The sequence below is a fragment of the Saccharothrix sp. ST-888 genome (assembly GCF_000955975.1).
Lineage (GTDB): Bacteria > Actinomycetota > Actinomycetes > Streptomycetales > Streptomycetaceae > Kitasatospora.
In genome coordinates this window covers 25,027-46,662 of sequence record NZ_JYJF01000051.1, presented here as the reverse complement: position 1 = coordinate 46,662, position 21,636 = coordinate 25,027, and the positions used below count along the sequence as shown (strand labels likewise).

At 71.2% G+C, this 21,636-nt stretch carries 22 protein-coding genes and 1 pseudogene; 13 read left to right on the top strand and 10 right to left on the bottom strand.

Features of this window, described 5'->3' with window-relative positions; all coding sequences use genetic code 11:
• The first annotated feature begins 202 nt into the window (after nt 1-202).
• From UK12_RS17830 to UK12_RS17820, 3 genes are all read left to right on the top strand, one after another.
• The gene (locus tag UK12_RS17830) at nt 203-478 is read left to right on the top strand and encodes an isoamylase early set domain-containing protein (RefSeq protein ID WP_045303993.1); all 276 of its coding nucleotides are present in this window, start codon (nt 203-205) and stop codon (nt 476-478) included.
• 29 nt (nt 479-507) lie between these two features.
• Nucleotides 508-807 carry a hypothetical protein gene (locus UK12_RS17825; RefSeq protein WP_052681959.1) on the top strand — a complete coding sequence of 100 codons (300 nt, stop codon included), beginning with the start codon at nt 508-510 and terminating at the stop codon, nt 805-807.
• Nucleotides 808-950: 143 nt separating this feature from the next.
• A complete protein-coding gene (locus tag UK12_RS17820) occupies nt 951-1,121 on the top strand; it encodes a hypothetical protein (RefSeq protein ID WP_045303992.1) in 171 nt (56 codons plus the stop codon).
• Nucleotides 1,122-1,967: 846 nt separating this feature from the next.
• Here the strand turns inward: UK12_RS17820 and UK12_RS17815 are convergent.
• Nucleotides 1,968-2,879, bottom strand: a complete 912-nt coding sequence (locus UK12_RS17815; protein ID WP_045303991.1) for an ABC transporter substrate-binding protein — start codon at nt 2,877-2,879, stop codon at nt 1,968-1,970.
• Between the two features lie 770 nt (nt 2,880-3,649).
• Here UK12_RS17815 and UK12_RS17810 point away from each other — a divergent pair.
• Both UK12_RS17810 and UK12_RS39800 read left to right on the top strand, forming a co-directional pair.
• Nucleotides 3,650-4,573: a phosphotransferase family protein gene (locus UK12_RS17810; RefSeq protein WP_045303990.1), complete on the top strand. Its 924-nt coding sequence runs from the start codon at nt 3,650-3,652 to the stop codon at nt 4,571-4,573.
• 69 nt (nt 4,574-4,642) lie between these two features.
• Complete coding sequence (locus UK12_RS39800; RefSeq protein ID WP_045303989.1) at nt 4,643-4,939, top strand: hypothetical protein; 297 nt, start codon at nt 4,643-4,645, stop codon at nt 4,937-4,939.
• Nucleotides 4,940-5,540: 601 nt separating this feature from the next.
• Here the strand turns inward: UK12_RS39800 and UK12_RS17800 are convergent.
• Entirely contained in the window at nt 5,541-6,347 is an 807-nt protein-coding gene (locus UK12_RS17800; RefSeq protein ID WP_231591264.1) for an alpha/beta fold hydrolase, read from the bottom strand.
• Between the two features lie 619 nt (nt 6,348-6,966).
• On the opposite strand from UK12_RS17800, the gene UK12_RS17795 reads away from it, so the two are divergent.
• On the top strand, nt 6,967-7,392 hold the full coding sequence (locus tag UK12_RS17795; RefSeq protein WP_052681958.1) for a cupin domain-containing protein: 426 nt from the start codon (nt 6,967-6,969) through the stop codon (nt 7,390-7,392).
• A 642-nt stretch (nt 7,393-8,034) separates the two neighbouring features.
• On the opposite strand, the gene UK12_RS17790 is transcribed toward UK12_RS17795, so the two are convergent.
• Nucleotides 8,035-9,378 (bottom strand): sensor histidine kinase, encoded by a 1,344-nt coding sequence (locus tag UK12_RS17790; RefSeq protein ID WP_045303988.1) that lies wholly within the window; start codon nt 9,376-9,378, stop codon nt 8,035-8,037.
• A 7-nt stretch (nt 9,379-9,385) separates the two neighbouring features.
• Nucleotides 9,386-10,054 (bottom strand): response regulator transcription factor, encoded by a 669-nt coding sequence (locus UK12_RS17785; protein WP_045303987.1) that lies wholly within the window; start codon nt 10,052-10,054, stop codon nt 9,386-9,388.
• A gap of 114 nt (nt 10,055-10,168) precedes the next feature.
• On the opposite strand from UK12_RS17785, the gene UK12_RS17780 reads away from it, so the two are divergent.
• The 3 genes from UK12_RS17780 to UK12_RS36685 all read left to right on the top strand — a co-directional run bounded on the left by UK12_RS17780 (nt 10,169) and on the right by UK12_RS36685 (nt 12,649).
• On the top strand, nt 10,169-11,392 hold the full coding sequence (locus UK12_RS17780; RefSeq protein WP_231591263.1) for a COG4705 family protein: 1,224 nt from the start codon (nt 10,169-10,171) through the stop codon (nt 11,390-11,392).
• A 220-nt stretch (nt 11,393-11,612) separates the two neighbouring features.
• A complete protein-coding gene (locus tag UK12_RS41385) occupies nt 11,613-11,864 on the top strand; it encodes an Ig domain-containing protein (protein ID WP_197084959.1) in 252 nt (83 codons plus the stop codon).
• Between the two features lie 143 nt (nt 11,865-12,007).
• Nucleotides 12,008-12,649 (top strand): enoyl-CoA hydratase-related protein, encoded by a 642-nt coding sequence (locus UK12_RS36685; RefSeq protein WP_052681957.1) that lies wholly within the window; start codon nt 12,008-12,010, stop codon nt 12,647-12,649.
• Between the two features lie 255 nt (nt 12,650-12,904).
• On the opposite strand, the gene UK12_RS17755 is transcribed toward UK12_RS36685, so the two are convergent.
• From UK12_RS17755 to UK12_RS45060, 4 genes and pseudogenes are all read right to left on the bottom strand, one after another.
• Complete coding sequence (locus UK12_RS17755) at nt 12,905-13,402, bottom strand: adenosine-specific kinase (protein WP_045303982.1); 498 nt, start codon at nt 13,400-13,402, stop codon at nt 12,905-12,907.
• On the bottom strand, nt 13,350-13,958 hold the full coding sequence (locus UK12_RS41380; RefSeq protein ID WP_052681956.1) for a hypothetical protein: 609 nt from the start codon (nt 13,956-13,958) through the stop codon (nt 13,350-13,352). Before UK12_RS41380 ends, UK12_RS17755 begins: the two co-directional genes overlap by 53 nt.
• Nucleotides 13,959-14,019: 61 nt before the next feature.
• Nucleotides 14,020-14,478, bottom strand: a pseudogene (locus UK12_RS45065) (family 65 glycosyl hydrolase); the annotation flags it as partial.
• Nucleotides 14,385-14,630 (bottom strand): hypothetical protein, encoded by a 246-nt coding sequence (locus UK12_RS45060; protein ID WP_156178784.1) that lies wholly within the window; start codon nt 14,628-14,630, stop codon nt 14,385-14,387. The pseudogene UK12_RS45065 and the gene UK12_RS45060, both read right to left, overlap by 94 nt.
• A 373-nt stretch (nt 14,631-15,003) precedes the next feature.
• On the opposite strand from UK12_RS45060, the gene UK12_RS17745 reads away from it, so the two are divergent.
• The 4 genes from UK12_RS17745 to UK12_RS17730 all read left to right on the top strand — a co-directional run bounded on the left by UK12_RS17745 (nt 15,004) and on the right by UK12_RS17730 (nt 19,645).
• Complete coding sequence (locus tag UK12_RS17745; RefSeq protein WP_045303981.1) at nt 15,004-17,751, top strand: bifunctional acetate--CoA ligase family protein/GNAT family N-acetyltransferase; 2,748 nt, start codon at nt 15,004-15,006, stop codon at nt 17,749-17,751.
• Nucleotides 17,752-17,925: 174 nt separating this feature from the next.
• A complete protein-coding gene (locus UK12_RS17740; protein ID WP_231591262.1) occupies nt 17,926-18,357 on the top strand; it encodes a 4Fe-4S dicluster domain-containing protein in 432 nt (143 codons plus the stop codon).
• Nucleotides 18,354-18,806 carry a cyclic nucleotide-binding domain-containing protein gene (locus UK12_RS17735; protein ID WP_045303980.1) on the top strand — a complete coding sequence of 151 codons (453 nt, stop codon included), beginning with the start codon at nt 18,354-18,356 and terminating at the stop codon, nt 18,804-18,806. Before UK12_RS17740 ends, UK12_RS17735 begins: the two co-directional genes overlap by 4 nt.
• Nucleotides 18,803-19,645, top strand: a complete 843-nt coding sequence (locus UK12_RS17730; RefSeq protein WP_045303979.1) for an FAD/NAD(P)-binding protein — start codon at nt 18,803-18,805, stop codon at nt 19,643-19,645. The genes UK12_RS17735 and UK12_RS17730 overlap by 4 nt, the downstream gene beginning before the upstream one ends.
• Here the strand turns inward: UK12_RS17730 and UK12_RS17725 are convergent.
• The gene (locus tag UK12_RS17725; protein ID WP_269432029.1) at nt 19,613-20,146 is read right to left on the bottom strand and encodes a histidine kinase; all 534 of its coding nucleotides are present in this window, start codon (nt 20,144-20,146) and stop codon (nt 19,613-19,615) included. The two genes, UK12_RS17730 and UK12_RS17725, sit on opposite strands and share 33 nt — an antisense overlap.
• A 120-nt stretch (nt 20,147-20,266) precedes the next feature.
• Nucleotides 20,267-21,370, bottom strand: coding sequence for a PP2C family protein-serine/threonine phosphatase (locus UK12_RS17720; protein ID WP_197084957.1), 1,104 nt, complete (start codon nt 21,368-21,370; stop codon nt 20,267-20,269).
• Between the last annotated feature and the right edge of the window lie 266 nt (nt 21,371-21,636).

Genomic DNA, 21,636 nt, shown 5'->3' with positions numbered 1-21,636 from the left:
TGGCCGCGTCCTCGGCGCCGAGGAAGTCGGCGAGGGAGCTCCGGGAGCTCCTGGAGGTGGACCGGGCTCGGCCGAGGGGCCGTACGGCAGGGCCGGACGAGTGGCAGTTGCACCGGGCGGGTTGCCACCGCGCGCGGGAGTGGCTCGGCCGCGCGAGGATCGGCTGAATGCACTCCCCGAACGCTGTTAGGAGCGATCACCCATGCTGGAACGCACCCGTCGCAAGAACCGCACCGAGGTCACTTTCGTGCTGCCGGCCGGTCACCCGGCCGGCGAGGCCAGTGTGGTCGGCGACTTCAACGACTGGCGGCCCGGCGCCCATCCGCTCGCGCCGCGCCCCGACGGCTCCCGGGCGGTCAAGGTCGCTCTGCCGGCGGATCAGCAGGTGGGGTTCCGCTACCTCGCGCACGGCGACTACTGGTTCGACGAGGAGGCGGCGGACGGCCACGACGGGCGCAACAGCCTCCTGAACACCTGACATCCCAGGTTCGGCAAGTCCTGTCCCGAGTGACGGCCCGGTTCCGGGTGAACCGGACGGTCCGTCCTGAGATCCACCCCGCGTACCGCCGCTCGCTGCCGCTCGACGCCAAGGATACCGGCGTCGAGGGGAAAGCCGCCCTGTGGCGGGCACTTCGCGCAATCGCGGACCAGGACCCGCGCCTGGACCCGGACGCGCTGGACCGCCTCGCCCAGCGCGCCGACGATCAAGCGCGCACCCTGAACCGCTGGCATCGGGCGGTCAGCGCCCAGGTCCTGCCTCAGGACGAGGGGAGGCCCGGGCACGGCACCAGGTCGTCGTCCCCGTGACCCCCGGCCTCCAGGTGTCGATCACGTAAGCCCGCTGGAGGATGCGTACCGGGTGCCACCTCCACCCGGCCTGCGTATGCGCGCCCTGCCGCGCGGGGGCGACTGGCTGACGGTGACTGTGCCGACCGTGGAGGTAGTCGACGATGGTTCCGCTTCTGCTCGTACTGCTGCTGATCCTGATCCTGTTCGGCGCGGGGTTCGCGCTGAAGATCCTCTGGTGGGTGGCGCTGGCCGTGCTCGTCATCTGGCTGATCGGGTTCGTTGCCCGGGGCACCAGCGGTTCGGGTGGCCGCGGTCGCTGGTACCGCTGGTAGGGCCCCCGGGGGTGGACGGTTCGTGGTCGCTGGGCATGCGGCGGCCGGGGGCCGGTACAGAGTCAGACAAAAGCCGGTGCGCCCGTGGTGTGCGTGCCCCGGCCCGATACCGAGGAGCATGATGTGACCGCTGCAGTGTCCTTCCGGCCGTCCACGCTGCCGCCGTGGCCCATACGAGTACCTCGCCAGGCCGATCCGCGCAAGGCGGGCAACCGGTGAGCGCCGACGCCCCTGCGGCCGGTGTCCCGACCGGTACGGGCAAGGCCTCGGCTCCGGGGCCGAGGCAGGGCAGTACCGTCAGTGCGTGGCCAAGGTATTCACACGGATGGCGGCATGGGGGGAACTGGATCCGCCCCTGTCCGGGAGCGGCCGCACCCGTACCCGGTGGGAGACACTCCCGCGGTGGGCCCAGTGGGATCTGGTCGCTGGCGCGCCCCGCCGAAGGGCACACGGACGCCGTGGCGATCCTGGCCGAACTCGCGGTGTACGTCGGGAGCGACCTCCCCGCGGCCGGGGTCGGGGCGTGCCGGGGGTGGGCGGCAGAGCCGCCCGGCTACGTGCTGGAGGCGTGCGGGGTGCCCGGCGGGTGGCTGTTGTCGGGGGTGAAGCCTTTCCACAGGCAGGTCGCGCCAGGGCGAGCAGGTGCGCTACCCCTGGGCGTCCGACAGTTCTGGCGTGCTCGCAGGACCCGCCGACCGCAAGGCCTCCATGCCGCCCTCGCGCCAAGCGCGGAGCCGGCGCTCCACCGACCGCTCGCTGACCTGCAGACCACGGGCATCGGCTCGGCAGGTGAGGATCTCCTGCCGAGCCGGCCCCGGTGCGACCCGCTGTTCGAGCGTTCGTTGCTCAGCTGCCGTCGACGACGGAGTTCTGGACAGCGCCGGCGGACAGCTGCCGCTTCGAGAGGATCTGGTCGTACGTGCCGTCCGCGACGAGTGTGTTCAGGGCCTTCGTCAGGATGGTCTGCAGGTCCTTGTCGCTCTTCCGGACGGCGATCCCGTAGGGCCTGGGCTGCAGCTGGGGGCCGGCGAGGTCGAAGTCCTTCCCGCTGCCGTCGGTCTGGCTGCGGTACTGCGCCTTGGGGTAGTCGGTGAGGTACGCGTCCGCCGAACCGTCGCGCAGCTCGCTCAGTGCCTTGTCGTCGGTGTCCAGTTCGTCGACCTTGAGGGGTTTGCCGAGGTGGTCGCAGGCCTTCATCTGGCCGGTCGCGAGGTCGTCGTGAATGGTGCCCTTCTTCACCGCGACCGTCCTGCCGCACAGGCTGTCGAGCTTGGCGATCTTCTCGGGGTTCCCCTTGCGGACCACTATGCCGATTCCGGCCATGAAGTAGTCGACGAAGTCGACGCCGTCGTTGATCTTCTTGCCGTCCTTGTCGACGCCCTGCTCGCGCTCACGGGTGTCGGTGATGCCTGACAGCCCGACGTCGTATTTCTGGGCCAGCAGCCCCGGGAGCACGTTCGCGAAGGCTCCGACGTCCTCGAACTCGAACTTGACTCCGAGCGTCTTCTCCAGGGCGGCGGCGATGTCTGCGTCGAGACCGTCCGGGTCTCCCTGCGGGCCCCGGAAGATCACCGGGGCGGCGGTGAACGACGTGCCCACGTGGATCACCCCGGTCTTGCGGATCTGCGCGGGCAGTTGGTCGTGCAGCGAGGTCTTTCCGCCGCCTGCACCGCCGCCTGCACCGCAGGCGCTCAGCAGGAGCGCGCCGGTGGTGATGACGGCGACGCCGCCGAAGCTGCGAGTGGTGGAAGCTTTCATCTGAGATTTCTCCCGGTGGTCGACGCACAGTGCCGCGGGTTCGAGGCGTGTGGTGGCACCGAGCCGCGCCGACAGGCCTCCCACCGGCCCCGCTCCGGTGAGGTGGCATCCAGCCTCCGGGCGCTGCCGGGCTGGCACCCGGCAGCGCCCGGAGGCGGAGAAGCCGGTCAGACTATAACCACCATTACCGAGTGAGTGTTCACCGAGGTTCACGGGTGGTGGTGCCGCACCCCCACGTCACTCACCGTCGTCGGACGCCCACCGGCCTGGCCGCGGCACCGTCCCCGGCAGGTCGGTGGGCTGGCGGGCTGGTGGGCCGGCCGAGGACGCCGGGCGGCAGGGCTTCCTCCGGGGCCGTGAAGGTGGCGCCAGACGACCTGGACCGGGCAGCTGTCCGCCCCTCGTCCGTTGTGGGTACTCCACAAAAGGAACAGCCGGAGGGGCGGGGTCGGCGATGCGAGCCGCGGTCGCCGAGGTCGGCCATGAGGTTGCGGGCCTGCTGGGTGGTGATGTCCAGGCTTGGCCAGTCCAACTGAGCTCGAGGACCGGAACTCCGTGGTCTGCGAGGCGGATCGCATGCGCGGGTTCTTCCGGTGGCGTGGTCGCCGGCGTGCTCCTGGCGGCAGTCGCGAGAGCGGCACCCTGGACTTACCAAGGCGTGTTTGGCAAGTGGTCGGGCCGTGGCCGTTCGTCGGCGTGGCGGTGATCGTGAGCATGCATCGCGGGAAAGTCCGGTGCATCGATGAACTGTCAGCCCCTGGCATGCGTAGGTGAACCTTTCGCATCTCGGCGCGCCGATCGGGCCGATGATCCGCGTCCACGGCGGGTTCGCCAACCGGATGTACCGGCTCGACACCGGCCAAGGGTCGTTCGCGGTGAAGGAGTTGAACCTCGTCGGCCGCCGCTGGGCCTATCGCGTCGAGGACGTGTTCAGGTTTGAGCGGGCGGCCTTCGCCGCCGGCATCCCGATGCCGGAGCCGATCTCGGCCAGCCACCACACGCTCGTTCACCGATGGGTCGAGGGAGAAAAGGTGCCAGACGCACCGGTGTCGGCGGCGTACGCGTTTGAGATCGGTGAGATCCTCGCGCGCATCCACGCGCTCGACGTCGCGTGGACCCATGTGTCGATCGAGGAACCGACGTCACGGGACTGGCCCGAGCTCGCCGCGCGGGCGGCGGCGACCGGACAGCCGTGGGCCGACGAACTCGCCTCTCACATCGAGACGTTCCTCGCGATTGCCCACTTCGTCGACACCTGCGAACGGCCAGGCCCCGTCGTGCTGACCCATAGGGACATCCAACCGTGGAACCTGCTCGCTCGAGAGGGTCGGCCGGTGGTGCTCGACTGGGAGCTCTCGGGGATGCTCGACCTGTCAGGTGAGCTCGGCTCGACCGCGCTGAGCCTCGCGAAGGGACCTGGCTTCGACGACATCAAGCCCGCCATCTTCCGCTCGGTCCTCGACGGCTATGTCGCGGGGAGCGGAGCGCTGCCGCCGTCAGGTCCAAGCTGGTTTGTGTTCATGATCGGCGGCTGGCTGGGGCACACGAGGTGGAACATCCTCCGGTGCCTCGCCGGTGTCGAGGCGAGCACCGGCCCTGACCTCGCGCTGTCGCACGAGTCCGTGCGCAACGGCGTGCGCGGCCTCCCCGACCTGTTCGGCCGACTTCCGGAGCTCGAGGCGCTGCTCGTGTGACAGTGACCCGCGTCTGTGCTTGGTACGCGGCGTAAGGCGCGCTCCCGATTCCGCTCGGGGCCATAGTCGATGACCTGCACCGACGCGGACCCGCTGACACCGTCTCGGACCGGCCAGGACACCGGAGGCGCGAACGTGATCGCGGGTGTCGCCTGGCGTGACGCGCTCGCAGCAGGCGCCGACCGCGGCAAGCCTGCTCTCGAGGACTGGATCAACGCGGCGACCGCCTCGAAGGTTCGTATCCGACAGGCCGGCGGCGTCGACGCCCTCGGCCGAAAGGCCGTCGACCGCGTCGAGCAGTTCGGCCATGCCTGCCTGCCAGGCGATGTCGGCCGGGCTGTGCAGTCGGCGACCAGCGCGGTGTAGCCCTGGCCTATTTGAGAAGTGGGCTCATAGCCAGTCGTTGATGACGGCGATGGTGATGGTGGCCTGGCAGCGGCAGGCAAGTGTTTGTCATACCGGGTCGCCACCGCACGGTGGCGGTCGGGTAGCCGGGCCACGTTGCCGTGGCCCGGCCGGGTGAAGCGTCCGCCGTCGATCACGCCTGCCTTCAGCCATTGGCGTACGATTTCCCGGCCCGGGAACTCGCCGATGGCGTTCAGCAGGCGATCCGAGTGAAAGATGCAGCCGCGCTCCAGGCTTCCGCGGCCGGCCGCCATCCGCAGCGCGGCCAACGGCAGTTTGGACGCCATGTGGATCACCGTGATCTCCGCCGCGAGGAGGTCCTCCACCCGCTCGCGGGCACGGCGGTCCTGCTCACCGGCGCGCCAGGCGTAGAACGAGGAACGAGCGACGCCAGGATGAGGTTATCGACAAGGGTAAGGTGCACGTTCCTGTGACGTTCTCTTCTATTGACCCGAAACGCTCCGGATCCTGGCCTTGCAGCACGTCTCCGAAGGTCAGCGGCCCGACAGACGGAAGCCTTTGAGTTTCGGATCAATATGCACCCGGCGTGACTGATTTGGTGTCAGCTTTGGGTCGCGGCTTGCAGAATGAGCCTGCTGATCACTTCAGGGTGCGTCACGAGCGACAGGTGGCCTGCGTCGACCTCGATGGTCGTGGCGTTCATGCGCTGGGCCATGAAGTGCTCAAGCTCGGGATTGATGGTGCGGTCGTTCTTCGAGACTGCGTACCAAGACGGCTTCTGGTGCCAGGCGGCGATGCTCGTGGTGGGCGGAGTGGTCGAGAGCGGCCCTTGGGCCGCGTAGAGCACGAGGGCCTCCTTCCTGGGCACGCCGTTCGCGAAGTCCTGGAGGAACGCCGGCTGGCTCAGAAACCTGAAGCCGCCCGAGGTGATGATCCCGGAGTTGACCGGAGGGGTGGGGAACTTCGCGGACAGCGCAGCGAAGTCTTCGCCGGCTTCCGGGGCACGGGCGGCGACGTAGACGAGTCCGGTGACGTTCGGGGCGAGCCCGGCCTGGGAGATGACGGTGCCGCCATAGGAGTGTGCGACCAGGACCGTGGGCCCGTGTTGCCGAGCCAGTGCGAAGTTCGTGGCGGCGACATCGTCAGCGAGAGACGTGAGCGGGTTCTGCACCGCGATGACGTTCATTCCCGCCGCTTGCAGTAGTGGGATGACCTTCGCCCAGGAAGAGCCATCCGCGTAGGCGCCGTGTACGAGTACGACATTGCGTACTGCGGGCTTGTGGTCACGGGTTGCCTCCCGGGCTGTCGGAGCCGCAGAAAGCGTGGTTGCTGCGACTCCCGCGCCCAGAAGCGAGAACTGACGACGGCTGATCACCATCGTTACCGTCCCTTGCATGTCATTGCCCACGAAAACAGCGGGCACCTTGAGGTGTGCGTAGGTCCGTAGGCAGATGACCCCTCTCGTCCAACGAGATCCACGGGACAGAACGAGGGCGGATGACCGATGGGCATGCCGGACAGGTTCCGACGCCATCGCCCGGCACGGATTCTCCTCAATGGGCGAATTTACCTGGGCGCGGCGGTTGGCGCCCACTTTCCCGGTCTTGGCGGCGACGGTCAACTGATCGTTTCAGAAAGAGTTGAGCTGCGGGTCTTATGCTCGGCGATCTTCGTCGGCAGGGTGTCCGGGCGCGTGTTGATCTCGTTCCCGATGACCTGTGGGAGCGCGTGGCTCCGCTGCTGCCCCCCGCTCCGCCGCGGGTAGAGCGGCCAGGTCGAGGCCGAGCTCCTCAAGGAGCTCCCGGCGCAGCGCGCACTGGAGGGCCAGGTCGTGGTCCGGGTCGTAGCGTCTCGTCAGGGTGCCGGCGGTCGGGTCGCGCACCGAACCGGCTGTCAGGACATCGCCGCCTGAAGCGGCCGGTGTGCGTCACGGGACGTCAGATTCCGGCCGTTCGTCGGCGAACACCACAAGGTGTCGAGGACATCCCCCTAGTGTCGGGAGCCCGCGAAAGATCACGGAGGACCCCATGACAACGTACGATCCCGCACCCGCTCCGCCGGCTGCGGACCGGCTCACCGTCCTGCCCGCCCCCCAGGCGATCGTCGCCCCACAGGGCGGCCGCGCGCAGCGCGGCATCACCAGGGAACGTGCGGGGTCGCGCCAGCTGTGCCTGAGCCGCCTGGTCATCCCACCGCTCACCACCGAGCAGGCCCACCTCCACGCCGACCACGAGAGCGCGATCTACATCCTCAGTGGCGAGATCGAGGTCCGCCACGGGCCCGAGCTGGCCGAGGTCACCGTCGCCCGGGCCGGTGACTTCGTCTACATCCCCCCGAGCGTGCCCCACCAGCCGATCAACCGGAGCCCGACCCAGGAAGTCGTCGTCCTGGCCGCACGCACCGATCCGCACGACGTCGAAAGCCTGGTCCTGCTGCCCGACCCCCAGAACTGACCCCCACACGCCGACAACCCCTGGTGCCCGCAGAGGTGCCACGCCGCCCCATGTCCCGGCCGGGCGGGGCCGCCGCCAAGGTCGGCGACGGGCAGGAGCCGCAGGCAAGCCACGACAGAGGCCAGGCGCAGCAGGCGCTCGCCCCCACCGCCCCGGGACCAGACCCAGCGGCACCACAGCGACCAGGAGCAGCAGGCCGAGACGGCGGCGGGGCGGAGCTGCAGACCGGACCGGCGCATCGATCAGCGTGCCGTCGACCAGGAGGTCGGCGTTGGCGGTGATGTCGATGCCGGCGAACATCACGCCGTCCTCGCAGCGGGAGGAGTCGGTGTGGCAATGTCAGCACCCTGCGCACTGCCGTCCTGGGCTCAAGAAGCCACATCAACTGGACCTGTGTCCAGCCGCTTTGCGAAGTGCCTGAACTCCGAAGTCGCTCAACGAGCGACACGGGCCGGGTCCGGCACTCATCGGGACGCTCTCGCTCAACGGACACGGCACACGTCACAACTGTGAGCAGCCGGTGCCATAGACCGAGAACTCACACTGGAGCAGCACGGCTCGGGTGCGGCGGTGTGGCACGCGCTTGCCGCCCGCCGCGCGCCGGCAGCCGCGGTGCGGGGCCTGGGAGCCGTGTCCCGTCCGTCAACCTGCGGGAAGCGAGACCACGAACCTCGCGCCGTCGGACGAGTCCGCGAGGGTGATGTCGCCCCCGGCGGCGCGGGCGAGGCGGCGGGCCAGGGGAAGGCCGAGGCCTGCACCGTCGTGGCCGTCGCCCGGGTGGGCGCGGCGGCCCGCCTCGAAGACGGCCGCGCCCACCGACGCGGGCACGCCACAGCCGTCGTCGACCACCGCCACCTGCACCCCGCCGGGCCGCCGCTCGGACTCCACAGTGATCCGGTGCACCGCGTAACGGCGGGCGTTGTCGAGCAGCGGCGTAAGGATGCGCTCCATGAGCCCGTCGGAGATGCCTGCGGTCGCGCCGTCGCCGACCACGGTGACGGACGGAGCCTCGGGGTGTTCCTCGGAGCTGCGCCGGGCCAGTGCGCGGGCCACGTCGTCCACAGCGCAGCGACCGGGCACCTGGTCGTTGCGGGTACGGGCCTCGGAGAGCAGCGTCTCGCAGATCCGCTGCATCTGGGCCGCGGCGGTAGCGATGGCCTCGTGCGAGGCACGCCGGTCGTCGGCGCCCCGGGGACGGGCGGTGAGCCAGTCGGTCTCGGCGGTGATCCTGGCCAGGGGGGTGCGCAGCTCGTGGGAGAGCTCGGCGGTCAGCTGCTGCTCGTGGCGCAGCACGGCGGCCTGCCGGTCGAGGAGTTCGTCGAGGTTGCCGGCGAGCCCCGCGAGCTCGGCGAGGTGGCCATCGGCGCCGAACCTCTGGGCGGTGCCGTGTTCGCTCCACTCGGAGGCCTGGGCGCTCATCTGGCCCACCGGCCGCAGGGCCCGGCTGACCACCGTGCGGGTCACCAGGTAGGTGCCGCCGAGCAGCAGCACGCAGAGCCCTATCGAACCGGCCAGCACCGCCCGGGCGGTGACGTGGTACGCGTCCAGACCGACCGAGGCAACAACCGTGCCCACCTGGCGGTCCCCTGCCATGACCGGCAGCGCGTACATCCGGAAGGCGTGCGGTTCGGAGGTGTCCGCGAAGGTCTCTCCGTTCCCGGCCAGGTGGTCCGCACGGTCCTGGAGCGTACTCGATGCGCTGGGGCGCTCGATCGCCGTGGCGCCCTGGTAGATCCAGATGCCGACGTCGAGCGCCGTGTCGTCGGTCGGCTCACGCACCACGATCCGACCGTCCGGCTGAGCCTCCACGGTCGCGGCCACCGCCGCCGCGCGGGTGCGCACCAGGTCGTCGGCCTGCTGGCGCAGGCGCGCGCCCAGCTCCACGTTGAAGATAGTGGTGAGCACGGCGACCCAGATCGCGGTGGTGGCCAGCGCGAGCAGGGCGAGGCGGCCGCGCAGGGTGGCAGGGGCTCTCATGCTCTTCATGTGGTCCTCATGCGAAGCGGTACCCCACGCCACGCACCGTCAGGATGCCCTGCGCGCTGCCCGCCTCCCGCAGCTTGCGCCGCAGGCGCACCAGGTACTGGTCGAGGGTGTTGTCACTGACCTGGGCGCCCTCGGGCCACCCCGCCCGCAGCAGCGTCCGCCTGCGGACCACCGCGCCGGGGGCGGACATCAGGCAGGCCAACAGTCTGAACTCGGTCGGGGTGAGTGCCACCGCCTCGCCGCTTGTGGGCTCCAGCACGTGCGCGATCGGGTCCAGCCGCAGGCCGTCCACCTCCATGCCGGGCTCGCGCCCGTTGCGGCGCAGCGCAGCGCGTACCCGGGCGGCGAGCTCGGTCAGGTGGAAGGGCTTGGCGAGGTAGTCGTCGCCCCCGGCTGAGAAGCCCGACAGTCGGTCGGCCAGCGCGTCGTGGGCGGTGAGGAAGAGTACGGGCGCGTCGAAGCCCGCGGCACGCATGGCGTGGCAGACGTCACGCCCATCGGAGTCGGGCAGACCGATGTCCAGGACTACGGCGTCCACCCGGTCGTGGACGGCGCGCAGCGCGCCCGCCCCGTCGGCGGCGGTGAGCACCTCGAAGTGCTCCTCGCGCAGGCCTCGGGCGAGCACGTCGCGAAGTCCGTGGTCGTCCTCGACGACCAGCACGCGGTGAGCAGTCATGCAGGCCAGTATTGCCCGGCCGCGGCGTATCCCGGCAACCGGTGCTCAGGTTGTGTTCAGGTCCGATGTGTCAGCCTCGCCCTCATGGCTACCACCACTGAACGGCCCACGGCCATGCCCGACGCCCGCCGGATGCTGAACAAGGTTCCTGAGGTCACGATCTGGTTTTGGGTGATCAAAGTCTTGTGCACCACGGTCGGCGAGAGCTTCGCTGACTGGATCAACACGGCTCTCGGCGTTGGTCTGATCAACACCTCGTTGATATTCACCGCCGTTCTGGCCGGTGTCTTGGGCTGGCAACTCAGCACCAAGCGCTACATCCCGTTCGTGTACTGGCTCACCGTCGTGGTGCTGAGCGTGACCGGCACCCTTTACACGGACATCCTCACCGACAGCCAGGGCGTTCCCCTCGCGGTGAGTAGCAGCGTGTTCGCCGGCGTCCTCGCCATCGTCTTCGGGATCTGGTACGCCCGCGAGCGGACCCTGTCGATCCACAGCATCATCACCCGTCCCCGTGAACTCTTCTACTGGCTCGCGGTCCTGGTCACCTTCGCCCTCGGCACCGCGACCGGCGACTGGACCTTGGACCTGACCGGCTGGCCCCCGGGCATCTCCGTGCTCCTTCCTCTCGGGTTGATCGTGGCGGTCGTGGTCGCGTGGCGCCTCGGCGCCGGCGTGGTGCTCTCCTTCTGGCTGGCCTACGTCCTCACCCGCCCGCTCGGAGCCAACCTCGGCGACTGGCTCGCCTCGCCCGGCAGCGACGGCGGCCTGGGCTTCGGCACCGCGGTGACCAGCGTGATCTTCCTGGTCGCGATCCTCGCGACGGTCCTCTACCTCACGCGCAGCCGCAGCGACGTCATCGAGCCCCACGATCTGACCCGTACCCCACGGGCGGCTAACCCGGTGCGTGAGCGGATCATGCTCGGTTACTACGCCGTCGTGGCGGTCGCGACCGCGGCGCTTCTCGTCTGGGCGCACCAGCAGCCGCACGCGGCTGCGGCCGGTGAGGGTGACACCCCTGCACCCGCGTCCGCCGCTCTCACCCCGGACCAGGCGACGTCGTCGTTCCCTCCGGCTGAGATCGCGAAGTTCCACACGATCACAGCTGACACCCTGGCGAAGCTCAATTCGGGCAATCAGGCAGCCGCGACCGCCCGCGTCACCGACCTCGAGAAGGCTTGGGACGACGACCAGCCCACTCTCGAGCCCAAGAGCGAGCAGGCCTGGACCTTCCTCGACGGCGAAATCGACCACGTCCTGAAGGCGCTGCGCGCCCCGAACCCGGGCAAGGCCACCGAGGTCGAGGCCCTCAACACCCTCCTCACCTCGCTCAGCTGAGCGAGCGCGCTTCGGGCCATGCCCGGACAGCGGAGTGCCCGTCGGCGCGGGACCGGCGGGCACTCGGGGCTGCGGCTGTCAACCCTTGAAGGCTGCGAGGCCGTTGGGCGTTCCGAGCCCGGCTCCCGGAGCGGCACCGCGGTCTCGCTGCAGATCCACGCCACCGACTCCGCCTCGGGCCAGACCCTGACCTACAGCACCAGCGGCTAGTCAGGCCGGCCTGTCGATCAACTCCTCGACCGGCCTGATCAGCGGCACCCCGACCACCGCCGGTACCAACTCGGTCGGCGTCACGGCCACCGACAAAGTCATCCGAGGTCACTTCTTCTCACTGTCCGGAAGACGGCTGCTTCATCGTCGCCGAAGCACCCTCTCCGATCACCCACCGGGCATGCCTGCGCGGGTCGGAGAATCTACGAGGAGAGACTTTCCTGGACAACCTCCACGGACATCTCGATCGCGTCTTGCATGATCCGGAGCAGGTCCTTTCCCATGGCGCTCTGCGCCTCCAACTCCGCGACGGCGGTAGTGAGGTCGACCTCTGTGTGACCGTAGAGGATGTCGTCCCAGGCGCCCGCCAACCACCGGGCACGCACAAGCGCGATCCACTCCTCGGTGGATACCGTCCGTGGCGCGGCCACCGTCTCCGGAGACGATCCCGGTGGAACGCAAGGACCGGGTGGACTGATCACGCTGAACCGGCCGAAGGCGCTGAACGCGCTCAACACCGAGGTGATGAACGAGGCCGTCGATGCCGCCGGGGCCTTCGACCGGGATCCGGAGATCGGCGCGCTGGTCGTCACCGGCTCGGAGAAGGCCTTCGCGGCCGGCGCCGACATCAGGGAGATACAGGCGCTCACCTTCGTCGACGCCTGCCTCGGCGACTGGTTCGCCGCCTGGGACGAGCTGGGACGGCTGCGCAAGCCGGTGATCGCCGCGGTGGCGGGCTACGCGCCGGGCGTCGGCACAGGCTGGTGCGCGAGCCGCTCACGAGCGGTTTCGCTGACACCGGCGTACCGGGCGCGGCCCGATACCGGGTTGCCTGTGCGGGTGCGCGGGTCGAGCCTGGGGGAGTGGGGTGTTCCTGCGGTTCTGCGAGGGCAGGCCTCGAGGAAGCCGGCCCGCAGCCTGGCCTCCGCCCTGGTGGGCGGCCCCGGTGGGCTGCTCTGGCTCCACCTGCTCGGCCCGCTCGCGGGTGCGGCGCTCGCCGTTCCGCCGGCGCGTGGATCCTGCGCGGTCCGCCCGGCCCCGTGGTGACCCGTGCGGCGCAGGCCGCGGACGGGCGGCGCGGCAGGGACGACCTGGACGACGACCGCCGCTCGGCCCTCACGATGAGAGGTCCGACCGAGCCTTCGCAGAGCCGGGCCGCGACAGCGAGCCGGGTGAAAGGCCGCAGCGGCCCGGCACAAGGGGGGCGCGGCAAAGGAGGCGAGCCGCCCGCGGAGCGGTGACTCCGCGCGCAGCGGCACAGCCTCGTTCAGTAGAAGATGGCACCGAGATAGAACAACGAGCTCAGAGTTTGTAGCCGATCCGCCGTAGCAGGCGGTGCCGGTCCGCGGCGTCGTCGTCGGTCTCGACACCGACCGGTGGTACGCCGTCGACCACGCCGATCACGCCGCGGCCCTGCTCGGTGACGGCGAGCAGGACGTCCACGGGGTTGGCGGTGGCGCAGAAGATGCCACACAGCTCAGGCACGAGCTTGACGGCGTTGAGGACGTTGACCGGATAGCCCTCGCGCAACAGGATCACGAAGGAGTGGCCGGCCCCGATCGCCTGCGCATTGCGCACTGCCAGCGACACCAGCTCGTCGTCGTTACCGGAGCGGCGGACCAGGCAGTCGCCGGAGGCCTCGCAGAAGGCGATACCGAAGCGCAGGTGCGGGCCTGCCCCGGCCATCGCCTCATGCAGGTCCTCCACGGTCTTGATGAAATGCGACTGCCCGATGATCACATTCACATCATCGGGCTTCTCGATGCTCACCACATCGAAGGACAATCCGGTCGTGGTCATCAGGCCACCTCCTGTTCTCGCTCGGCATCAGACGATGCACGCCGCCCCGATCATGGCCACTGCCCGGGAGCGACGCCCGGACGGCACGCGGACGGCCCCTGCCAATCAACCGGGTAGGGCGAGCTGCCCCGACTTCGGGGAAGCGGAGGTTGAGCAGCCGGAGGACGAAGAGCTCGTCCCAGAAGACGTGACCGCGGTAGGCCTCGCCGTGCAGGCCCCGGGCGGGGATTCCGACGTCGAGGTCCACGGAGTGCTCGGAGTACGTCTGGAGCAGGTGGAACAGGTTCAGGTGGACCGCGCCGATGCCGTCGAAGTCGGCGTCGATGTGGCAGCGGCGCCACAACTCGGCCCAGCGCAGGGCGTGTTCGTCCAGTAGCCGGTCGAAGTCGGGGGCCTGCGCTGCGAGCAGCCGGGCGGTCTGCAGCGGAGAGGCGGTCGCCGGGTCGCGGGAGGTGTACACCGCGACGGTCTTCTCCACGGTGACCGGCCGGCCCTCGGCGGCGTCCAGGGTGAGGAGCTGGGCCGCCCAGCCGTCCAGGAGCTGTTCGGTGTGCACGAGGGGCAGCGGTGTGCCCCCCGTGGCGTACCCGGGTGCGGGCAGCGAGCGCGATGCGCAGCGGGGATCCGTTGGCGGCGGCCTCCAGCCAGAGCAGGCCGCCGGGGTCCGCGCCCTGCCCGGCCGGGAGGAGCTGGCGGCCGGCCAGACCGGCGTAGCGCGTGACGCCGGTGTTGGCCACCGCGCCGTCGAGGGCGGAGCGGACCTCCAGCGGGCCGGACCAGTTCTCCGGCACCAGGGTGGTCTCCAGCGCGACCAGGTGGGGCTGCGCCTGGCTGGCGATCCTGCGCTGCACCAGCCGGGTGCGGCGGCCCTGCGGGTCCGCCACCAGGGCGTACCGGGTGAGCACGCCTCGCCGCAGATCCAGTTCCAGGCGCTGGTGCGCGGGCGGGCCGTCGAACCAGTCGCCGCCCTGGCGGCGGAAGGTCAGCGGCAGCCAGTTGGGGCAGTTGACCAGGTCCTCGTTGTCGACGATGCGGCCCGCGACGCTGGAGGTGACGCGGTCGTAGCGCCCGGCCAGGTACGTGCCGGGGTAGTGGACGCCGTCCGCCGGGACTCGGGTGCGGCGCCCCGGGTGACCAGATAGCCGTTCCCGGCGGCGCACAGGACTTCGCGGACGCCCTCCTGGGCGGGGTCGAATCCCTCGTACCGCAGGGTCCACGGGTCGGGCATCGCCGGCTCCGGGGCCGGACGCGGGGACCCGTGTGCCGGGGCCGTCGGGGACTGGGCCCGGGCGTCCGCGTCCACCTGGCCTCCTCCGCTCGGCTGCTTCCAGTGTGCGCAGCACGCGGTCGCTCCGCTCGGTGGTCGCTGGTCGGCGGCGACTCCTCGGTCCGGAGTCGGCGGCGCGCGGGCTCACCTCCGGCGTCGGCGGCCGGGGTGGCCGCCGGGGAGGGCCGTTCGGGCCGTGACGCGAGGCCGCGCGGCCCCACTGCCGGGTACGGCCGGGGTGACCTGGGGGCCGGTCGGCCCTGTGCGGCACGCGTGGTGTGAGCGGAGGCTGGAGGTGCACAGCCCGAGGGCCGCCACGGACAGAGGAGCTGCCATGTCCACCGCCCAACACCTGCCGCACACCGTCGAGGCGCTGCTCGCCGACGGGACCACGGTCACGATCCGGCCGATCGGCCCGGCGGACCGGGCGGCCGTACTGGACCTGCACGCCGAGCGGATGTCGGACGAGAGCCGCAGAATGCGCTTCTTCGGTGCCAGCCGGCAGGCCCCGCAGCTGGCGGCCGACCGGCTCTGTGCCGCGCCGAGGCCGGAGCTTCTCGCACTGGGTGCCTGGGTGGGCGGGGAACTCGTCGGGGAGGCCGACTGCGAGAGCGTCCAAGGGCGCCCGGACACGGCCGAGCTGGCCGTGGTGGTCGCCGACGACTGGCACCACCGGGGCGTCGCCACCCTGCTGCTGGAACACCTGGTCCACGCGGCACGGCAGAACGGCATCCGCGCCGTCGAGGCCGACACCCTGGCGGGCAACCTGGCCGTGCACCGGGTCTTCACCGACCTGGGCCTCCCGGTCCACCGCCATCTCGAACAGGGTGAGGTCCGGGTCCGGGTCCCGCTCGACGAGACGGACGAGCACTACCGCGAGGCCGTGGACGAACGGGGCCGCAGGGCCGACATCGCCAGTCTGGCCGCCCTGTTGCGCCCGGCCTCCGTCGCGGTGGTGGGCGCCTCGCGGCGGCCGGGCTCGGTCGGGCAGTCCGTCCTGCTGAAGATCCGGCAGGCCGGTTTCACCGGGCAGCTGTGGGCGGTCAACCCGTACGCCGCCGAGGTCGCGGGTGAGGCCGCCTATGCGTCGCTTGGCACCCTGCCCGGCATCCCGGACCTCGCCGTACTGGCGGTGCCGCCGATCGCGGTGGCGGGGGCGGCCGAAGAGTGCGGCCAGGCCGGGGTGCGGGCGCTGGTCGTCCTCGCCTCCGGCCTCGACGCCCACACCGCAGGGCAGTTGATGCACGCCTGCCGTCGCCACTCGATGCGGCTGGTCGGCCCGAACAGCCTGGGCATCGCCCAGACCGACCCGGCGATCCGGCTGGACGCCGAGTTCGGCGCGGTGTGGCCGCTGCCGGGCAGCGCGGGAGTGGCGGTGCAGTCGGGCGGTGTCGGCATAGCGCTGCTGGAACGCCTGACCTGGCTGGGTATCGGCGTCTCCAGCTTCGTCTCGCTCGGCGACAAGTACGACGTCAGCGGCAACGACCTGCTGCAGTGGTGGGAGAGCGACGGCAGCACCGACCTCGCCCTGCTGCACCTGGAGTCCTTCGGCAACCCGCGCGCCTTCTCCCGCACAGCCCGCCGGGTCACCCGCAGGTTCCCGATCCTCACCGTCGACGCCGGCCGCTCACCCGCCGGCCGCCGGGGCGCCGCCTCGCACACCGCCGCAGCCGCCACCCCGACCGTCGCCCGCGAGGCCCTGTTCCGCCAGGCGGGGATCACTGCGACCCGCAGCCTCTCCGAACTCGTCGACACGGCAGCCCTGCTGCACAGCCAGCCGCTGCCCTCGACGCGGTGTGCGGTGGCCGTGGTGTCCAATGCGGGCGGCGTCGGCATCCTGGCCGCCGACGCCTGCGCCGATGCCGGGCTGACCCAGCTCGAACTGCCCCCCGACATCACCGCGGAGCTGCGCGAACTGCTGCCTGACGGCTCCGCCACGGCCAATCCGGTGGACACCACCGCGGCCGTGCGCCCCGTCGAGCTGGCCGCCTGCCTGGACACGCTGGCGCGCAGCCGGGCCGTGGACGCCCTGCTGGTCTGCCTGGTCCCCACCGCGCTGGCCACCGGGCCGCACGATGATCCGGTCCGTGCCCTGCTCGACGGCCCGGCCCGCCGCCGCGTCCCGGTCGCCGCCGTCCTGCTCAGCCAGGAGGTGCCGGTCCGCTACCTGACCTGCTCCGACGGAGGGCGCATCCCTTCGTACGCCGACCCGCAGGCCGCCGCGCGGGCGCTCGCCCACGCCCGCGACCGGGCCCACTGGCTGACCGAACCTCCCAGTCCCGAGGCCGCGCCCCCGCCCGGCTGCGATCCGCGGTCGGCCCGACACCTGGTCGAGGCGTTCCTCGCCGCCAACCCGGACGGCGGCTGGCTCGACCCCGCCCTCACCGTCGAGCTCTTCGACTGTTACGGCCTGCCGCTGACCATCTCGATCTGGGTGCCGGACGAACACGGAGCCGTCGTTGCTGCCCAGTCCCTGCGGCAGCTGGGGCACCGGGGTGAGGTCGTGCTCAAGGCGTACTGGCCGGGCCAGGTCCACAAGAGCACGCTCGGAGCGGTACGTACCGGCCTGGCCACGGACGGCCAAGTCCGCGAGATCTTCCGTGAGTTCACCGAACGCTTCGGCAGGCAGCTCACCGGCGTGGTGGTCCAGCCGATGGCCGCACCCGGACTGGAGCTGCTCGCCGGAGTCGTCCAGGACCGGGTCTTCGGCCCGCTCGCCGTCCTGGGCCTCGGCGGTACTGCCACCGACGTACTGGACGACCGCACCGCCCGGCTCGCCCCGCTGACCGAACGGGACCTGGCCACCATGGTCACCGAACTGCGCGGCTCCCCGGTGCTGTTGGGGCACCAGGGCGCGGCGGCGGTGGACGTGGCGGCAGTCCAGGACGTGCTCGCCAGGATCTCCCACCTGGCCACCGACCTTCCACAGCTCGCCGAGCTCGACCTCAACCCGTTGATCGCCCGGCCCGACGGAGTGCTCTGCGTGGACGCCCGGGTGCGTCTGGAGCCCCGAGGGTCCTTCGACCCCTACCTGCGACGGCTGCGCCGCCCGGCGGCCGCCGAGGAGGTGCGAGAACCATGAACCACAGCGTCCTCGGAGCTGGCCGACGGGAGCGGCCACCGGTTCTGGATCCGCAGCGGCAGCCCGGAGGGCGCCGAGGTCCTCGCCGAACTCCCCGGCCGGAGCGCCGACGACGCCACCCGGGAGGCCGCCCGCGAACAGGTCGCTGCGGCCGCCGACCGGATGGGCCGCACCATGCCCGAGGCCGACCTGCACCAGCTGATGGCGGGCACGCTCGACGCCCCGCGCTGGGACGACGTGGCATCACGCTGTCTGACCTGCGGCAATTGCACCATGGTCTGCCCGACCTGTTTCTGCACCACGACCGAGGACGTCACGGACCTGACCGGCGACCACGCCGAGCGCTGGCGGCTCTGGGACTCCTGCTTCGACCTGGACTTCTCCTATCTGCACGCGGGCACGGTGCGCGCCTCGCCACGCAGCCGGTACCGGCAGTGGCTCACCCACAAACTGGGCACCTGGTACGACCAGTTCGGCTCGTCGGGATGCGTCGGCTGCGGCCGGTGCATCGTGTGGTGCCCGGTCGCCATCGACATCACCGAGGAAGCGGCCGCTCTGCACGACTGGGCCAACCGGCCGGCCGACGACGGTGGGGCACCCGCATGACCGGCCTGCCCGCGCTGCTCGGTGGTCTTCCGGAGACGCACCGGGACCAGCTGCTCGCCATCGCCCGCGACCGCTCCTTCCCCGGAGGGGAGCGGCTGTTCGACGAGGGCGGGGCGGCCGACCGCTTCTGGCTGATCCGCTCCGGCGAGGTCGCCCTCGACCTGTACGTCCCCGGCCGCCCGCCGCCAGTGGTGGAGACCGTCGGGCCGGGTCAACTCCTCGGCTGGTCCTGGCTCTTCCCGCCGTACCGCTGGCACCTGGGCGCGCAGGCACTCGCACCGGTGGACGCCTGGGAATTCCCCGCCGACCAGGTTCGGGCACCGTGCACGGCGGACCCGGAGCTCGGATACCGGCTGACGCTGCGCTGCGCCGAGGTGATCGCCGAACGACTCCAGGCCACCCGGATCCGCCTGCTCGACCTCTACGCGCCCCGCACGGCCGCGTCATGAGTACCGTCACACCGCCCCTGCCGTACCGGGTGGCCGCCGCCCGCCCGGAGACCGCCGATGCCGTCTCGCTCGAACTGCTGCCCGTCGCAGCGGCGTTGCCCCGCTTCCAGCCCGGGCAGTTCGCGATGGTGTACGTCTTCGGCGTCGGCGAGGTGCCGATCTCGGTCAGCGCGATCCGAGGCTCGGGCGATGCTCTGGTGCACACCGTACGCGCGGTCGGAGCGGTCTCCGGGGCGCTCTGCCGGCTGCGGCCGGGCGACGTCGTGGGGCTGCGGCCGGGCGACGTCGTGGGGCTGCGCGGGCCGTACGGCACCGGCTGGGACCTGGACTCGGCGGCCGGGGCCGACGTGCTGGTGATCGCGGGCGGTATCGGGCTCGCCCCGCTGCGCCCGGTGGTGCACCATGTGCTGGAGCGTCCAGGGGAGCACGGCCGCCTCGGTGTTCTGGTGGGTGCCCGCGCCGCCGAGGACCTCCTCTACCGGGACGAACTGCGGCGCTGGCGGGCCTCGGCCCGGGTCGAGGTGACGGTCGATCGCCCCACTCCCGGCTGGCAGGGCGCCGTCGGTGTGGTCACCGGACTGCTCGACCGGGTCGAGCTGCGGGAAGAGAACACCTGCGCGCTGCTCTGCGGGCCGGAAGTGATGATCCGGCACACCGCGCAGGCACTGACCGCACGCGGCCTGCCCGCGCATCGCATCCAGGTGTCGCTGGAACGGAACATGAAGTGCGGCACGGGCCACTGCGGTCACTGCCAGCTCGGCCCGCTCCTGCTGTGCCTGGACGGACCGGTGGTCGACTGTGCCGGATCACAGTCCCTGCTCGCGGTAAGGGAGTTGTGACGTGGGCGACGACGGGCTCCCCACCCTCGCGGTCTGGAAGTTCGCATCCTGCGACGGCTGCCAGCTGACCCTGCTCGACTGACCGAGTACGGCCGCCGCCCGCTCGACGACCTCGACCACCCTGGCCCGCAACCCCTTCGCCGCCGGGCCCGCCTCCCTGATCCGCAGGCCGAAGATGGTTGCGCGGATGGTTCTCGCGGTCTCGTCGAGGTCGTCGATGGCACGCAGCACCCGGTCGGCGGCCTCCGGATGGTCGATGAACCTGAGCGCGCCCTGCAGCGTCATCCCGGTGGCGAGCAGCCGCTGGATCGCCAGGTCGTGCAGGTCCCGGGCGATCCGGTCCCGCTCCTTCAGCAGGACGATCTGCTCGGACTCGCGTCGCCGCTCCGCCAGCTCCATCGCGAGCGCCGCCTGCCCGGCGAAACCCAGCAGCGGCCCGGACTCGTCCCCGTCGAACAACGGTGCACCCGTTGCGCGGGCCAGCATCAGCACGCCGCGCACGTCGTGCTCCGCAGTCCCGATCGGCACTGCGACGGCCGGGCCGAGTCCCTGCCAGCGTGGCGGCCCGCGCGGGTCCACCGTGCGGCGGCGCGCCTGCGCATCGGCTCGGGTTCCGGGACTTCAGGCGACGCGGGGAGCGCGGTGGAGCCGGGTGACCACCAGGATGGCCATGTCGTCGTCGCGTCTGCCCCCGGTCCAGCGGCCGACGTCTTTGGTGAGGGCATCCACCACTGCGTCGGGGTCGGTGAACCGCCTGCGCATGCACTCCGAGGCGACCGGATCGTAGAAGGTGCCCCACTTGTCCCGGGCCTCGGTGACACCGTCGGTGACCAACAACAGCGAGGCCCCCGGGGGCAGCCGCACCACATCGGCGGACACGGCGCCGGCAGGAGTGAGATCGCCCAGCCCCAGGCCGAGGGGCAGCTGTGGGACGGTCGGGTCGAGCCGTACGAGCTGTCCGTCGTGAAGCAGGTACGGCGGCGGATGCCCACGGTTCACCAGGCTCAGTACCTCGCCGTCGGTGGAGACCTCGGCCAGTAGGGCGGTGATGAAGCCCTCCATGGAGTACACCGTGCCGCTCCGGGCTGCTTCCCTGGTCAGCGCCTCGTCCATCCGCTGTCCCAGGGCGACCAGGGTGGGAGCGTACTCGGCCTCCTGGCGGAAGGTTCCGAGCGCGATCGACACGACGGCGACAGCCGCAATACCTTTGCCCCGCACGTCGCCGATGATCATCCGCACCCCGAACGGCGTCTCCTGCACCGAGAAGAAGTCACCGCCGATCCGCGCCTCGGCCTGCGCCGCCGTGTACCCCGCAGCCACGGCCAGCGGCCCGATCGTCCTCGGCGGCTCCGGGAGCACCGCCCGCTGGACCCCCTCCGCGACATCCCTGGCCAGCGCCAGATCGCGCCTCTGCCGCACGATCAGCCGGTTGACCGCCAGAGCCAGCACGCCGATCAAGCCGACCACGGCAAGATCGACGAACAACGGTGTCGCCGGACGCCCGCGTTCGACATCCACCAGCACCGAGACCACGCACGTGACGCACACGACGGCGAGCGCGGAGCGGAAGGAGAGCGTGGCACCCGCGACGAGCGGTGCGGCTGCCAGCAGCGGGAGCCCGGTGTACGGCTGGGGCGCGAAACGGTCCAGCAGGACGCCGGCCACGAGGGCCAGCGCCGCGAGCAGCCACGGCACCTTCGCCAGCGTGGGTCGCAGGACGTTCACAGCGCACCTCCCGTCCCGGCTGATCAAGGCCCGGATCGCAGGCCCCGGCCAGCCTGTCACATCACGGACTTACACGATCTTCCGGACACGGTCATCCCGAGACCACGACGACGTCGCTCCGCACATCGCCCGAGCCCGACCGCTGCCCCAGGTGTTCCGGCCCGGCCGATCGGGACCACCGGGAGTCCGGCTGGTCCGGAAATCCCCCGCTCGTAGCCCGTTGTCACAGGTCAGGCGGCCTCTGCAGGTCGGAGGGTGACCCAGCG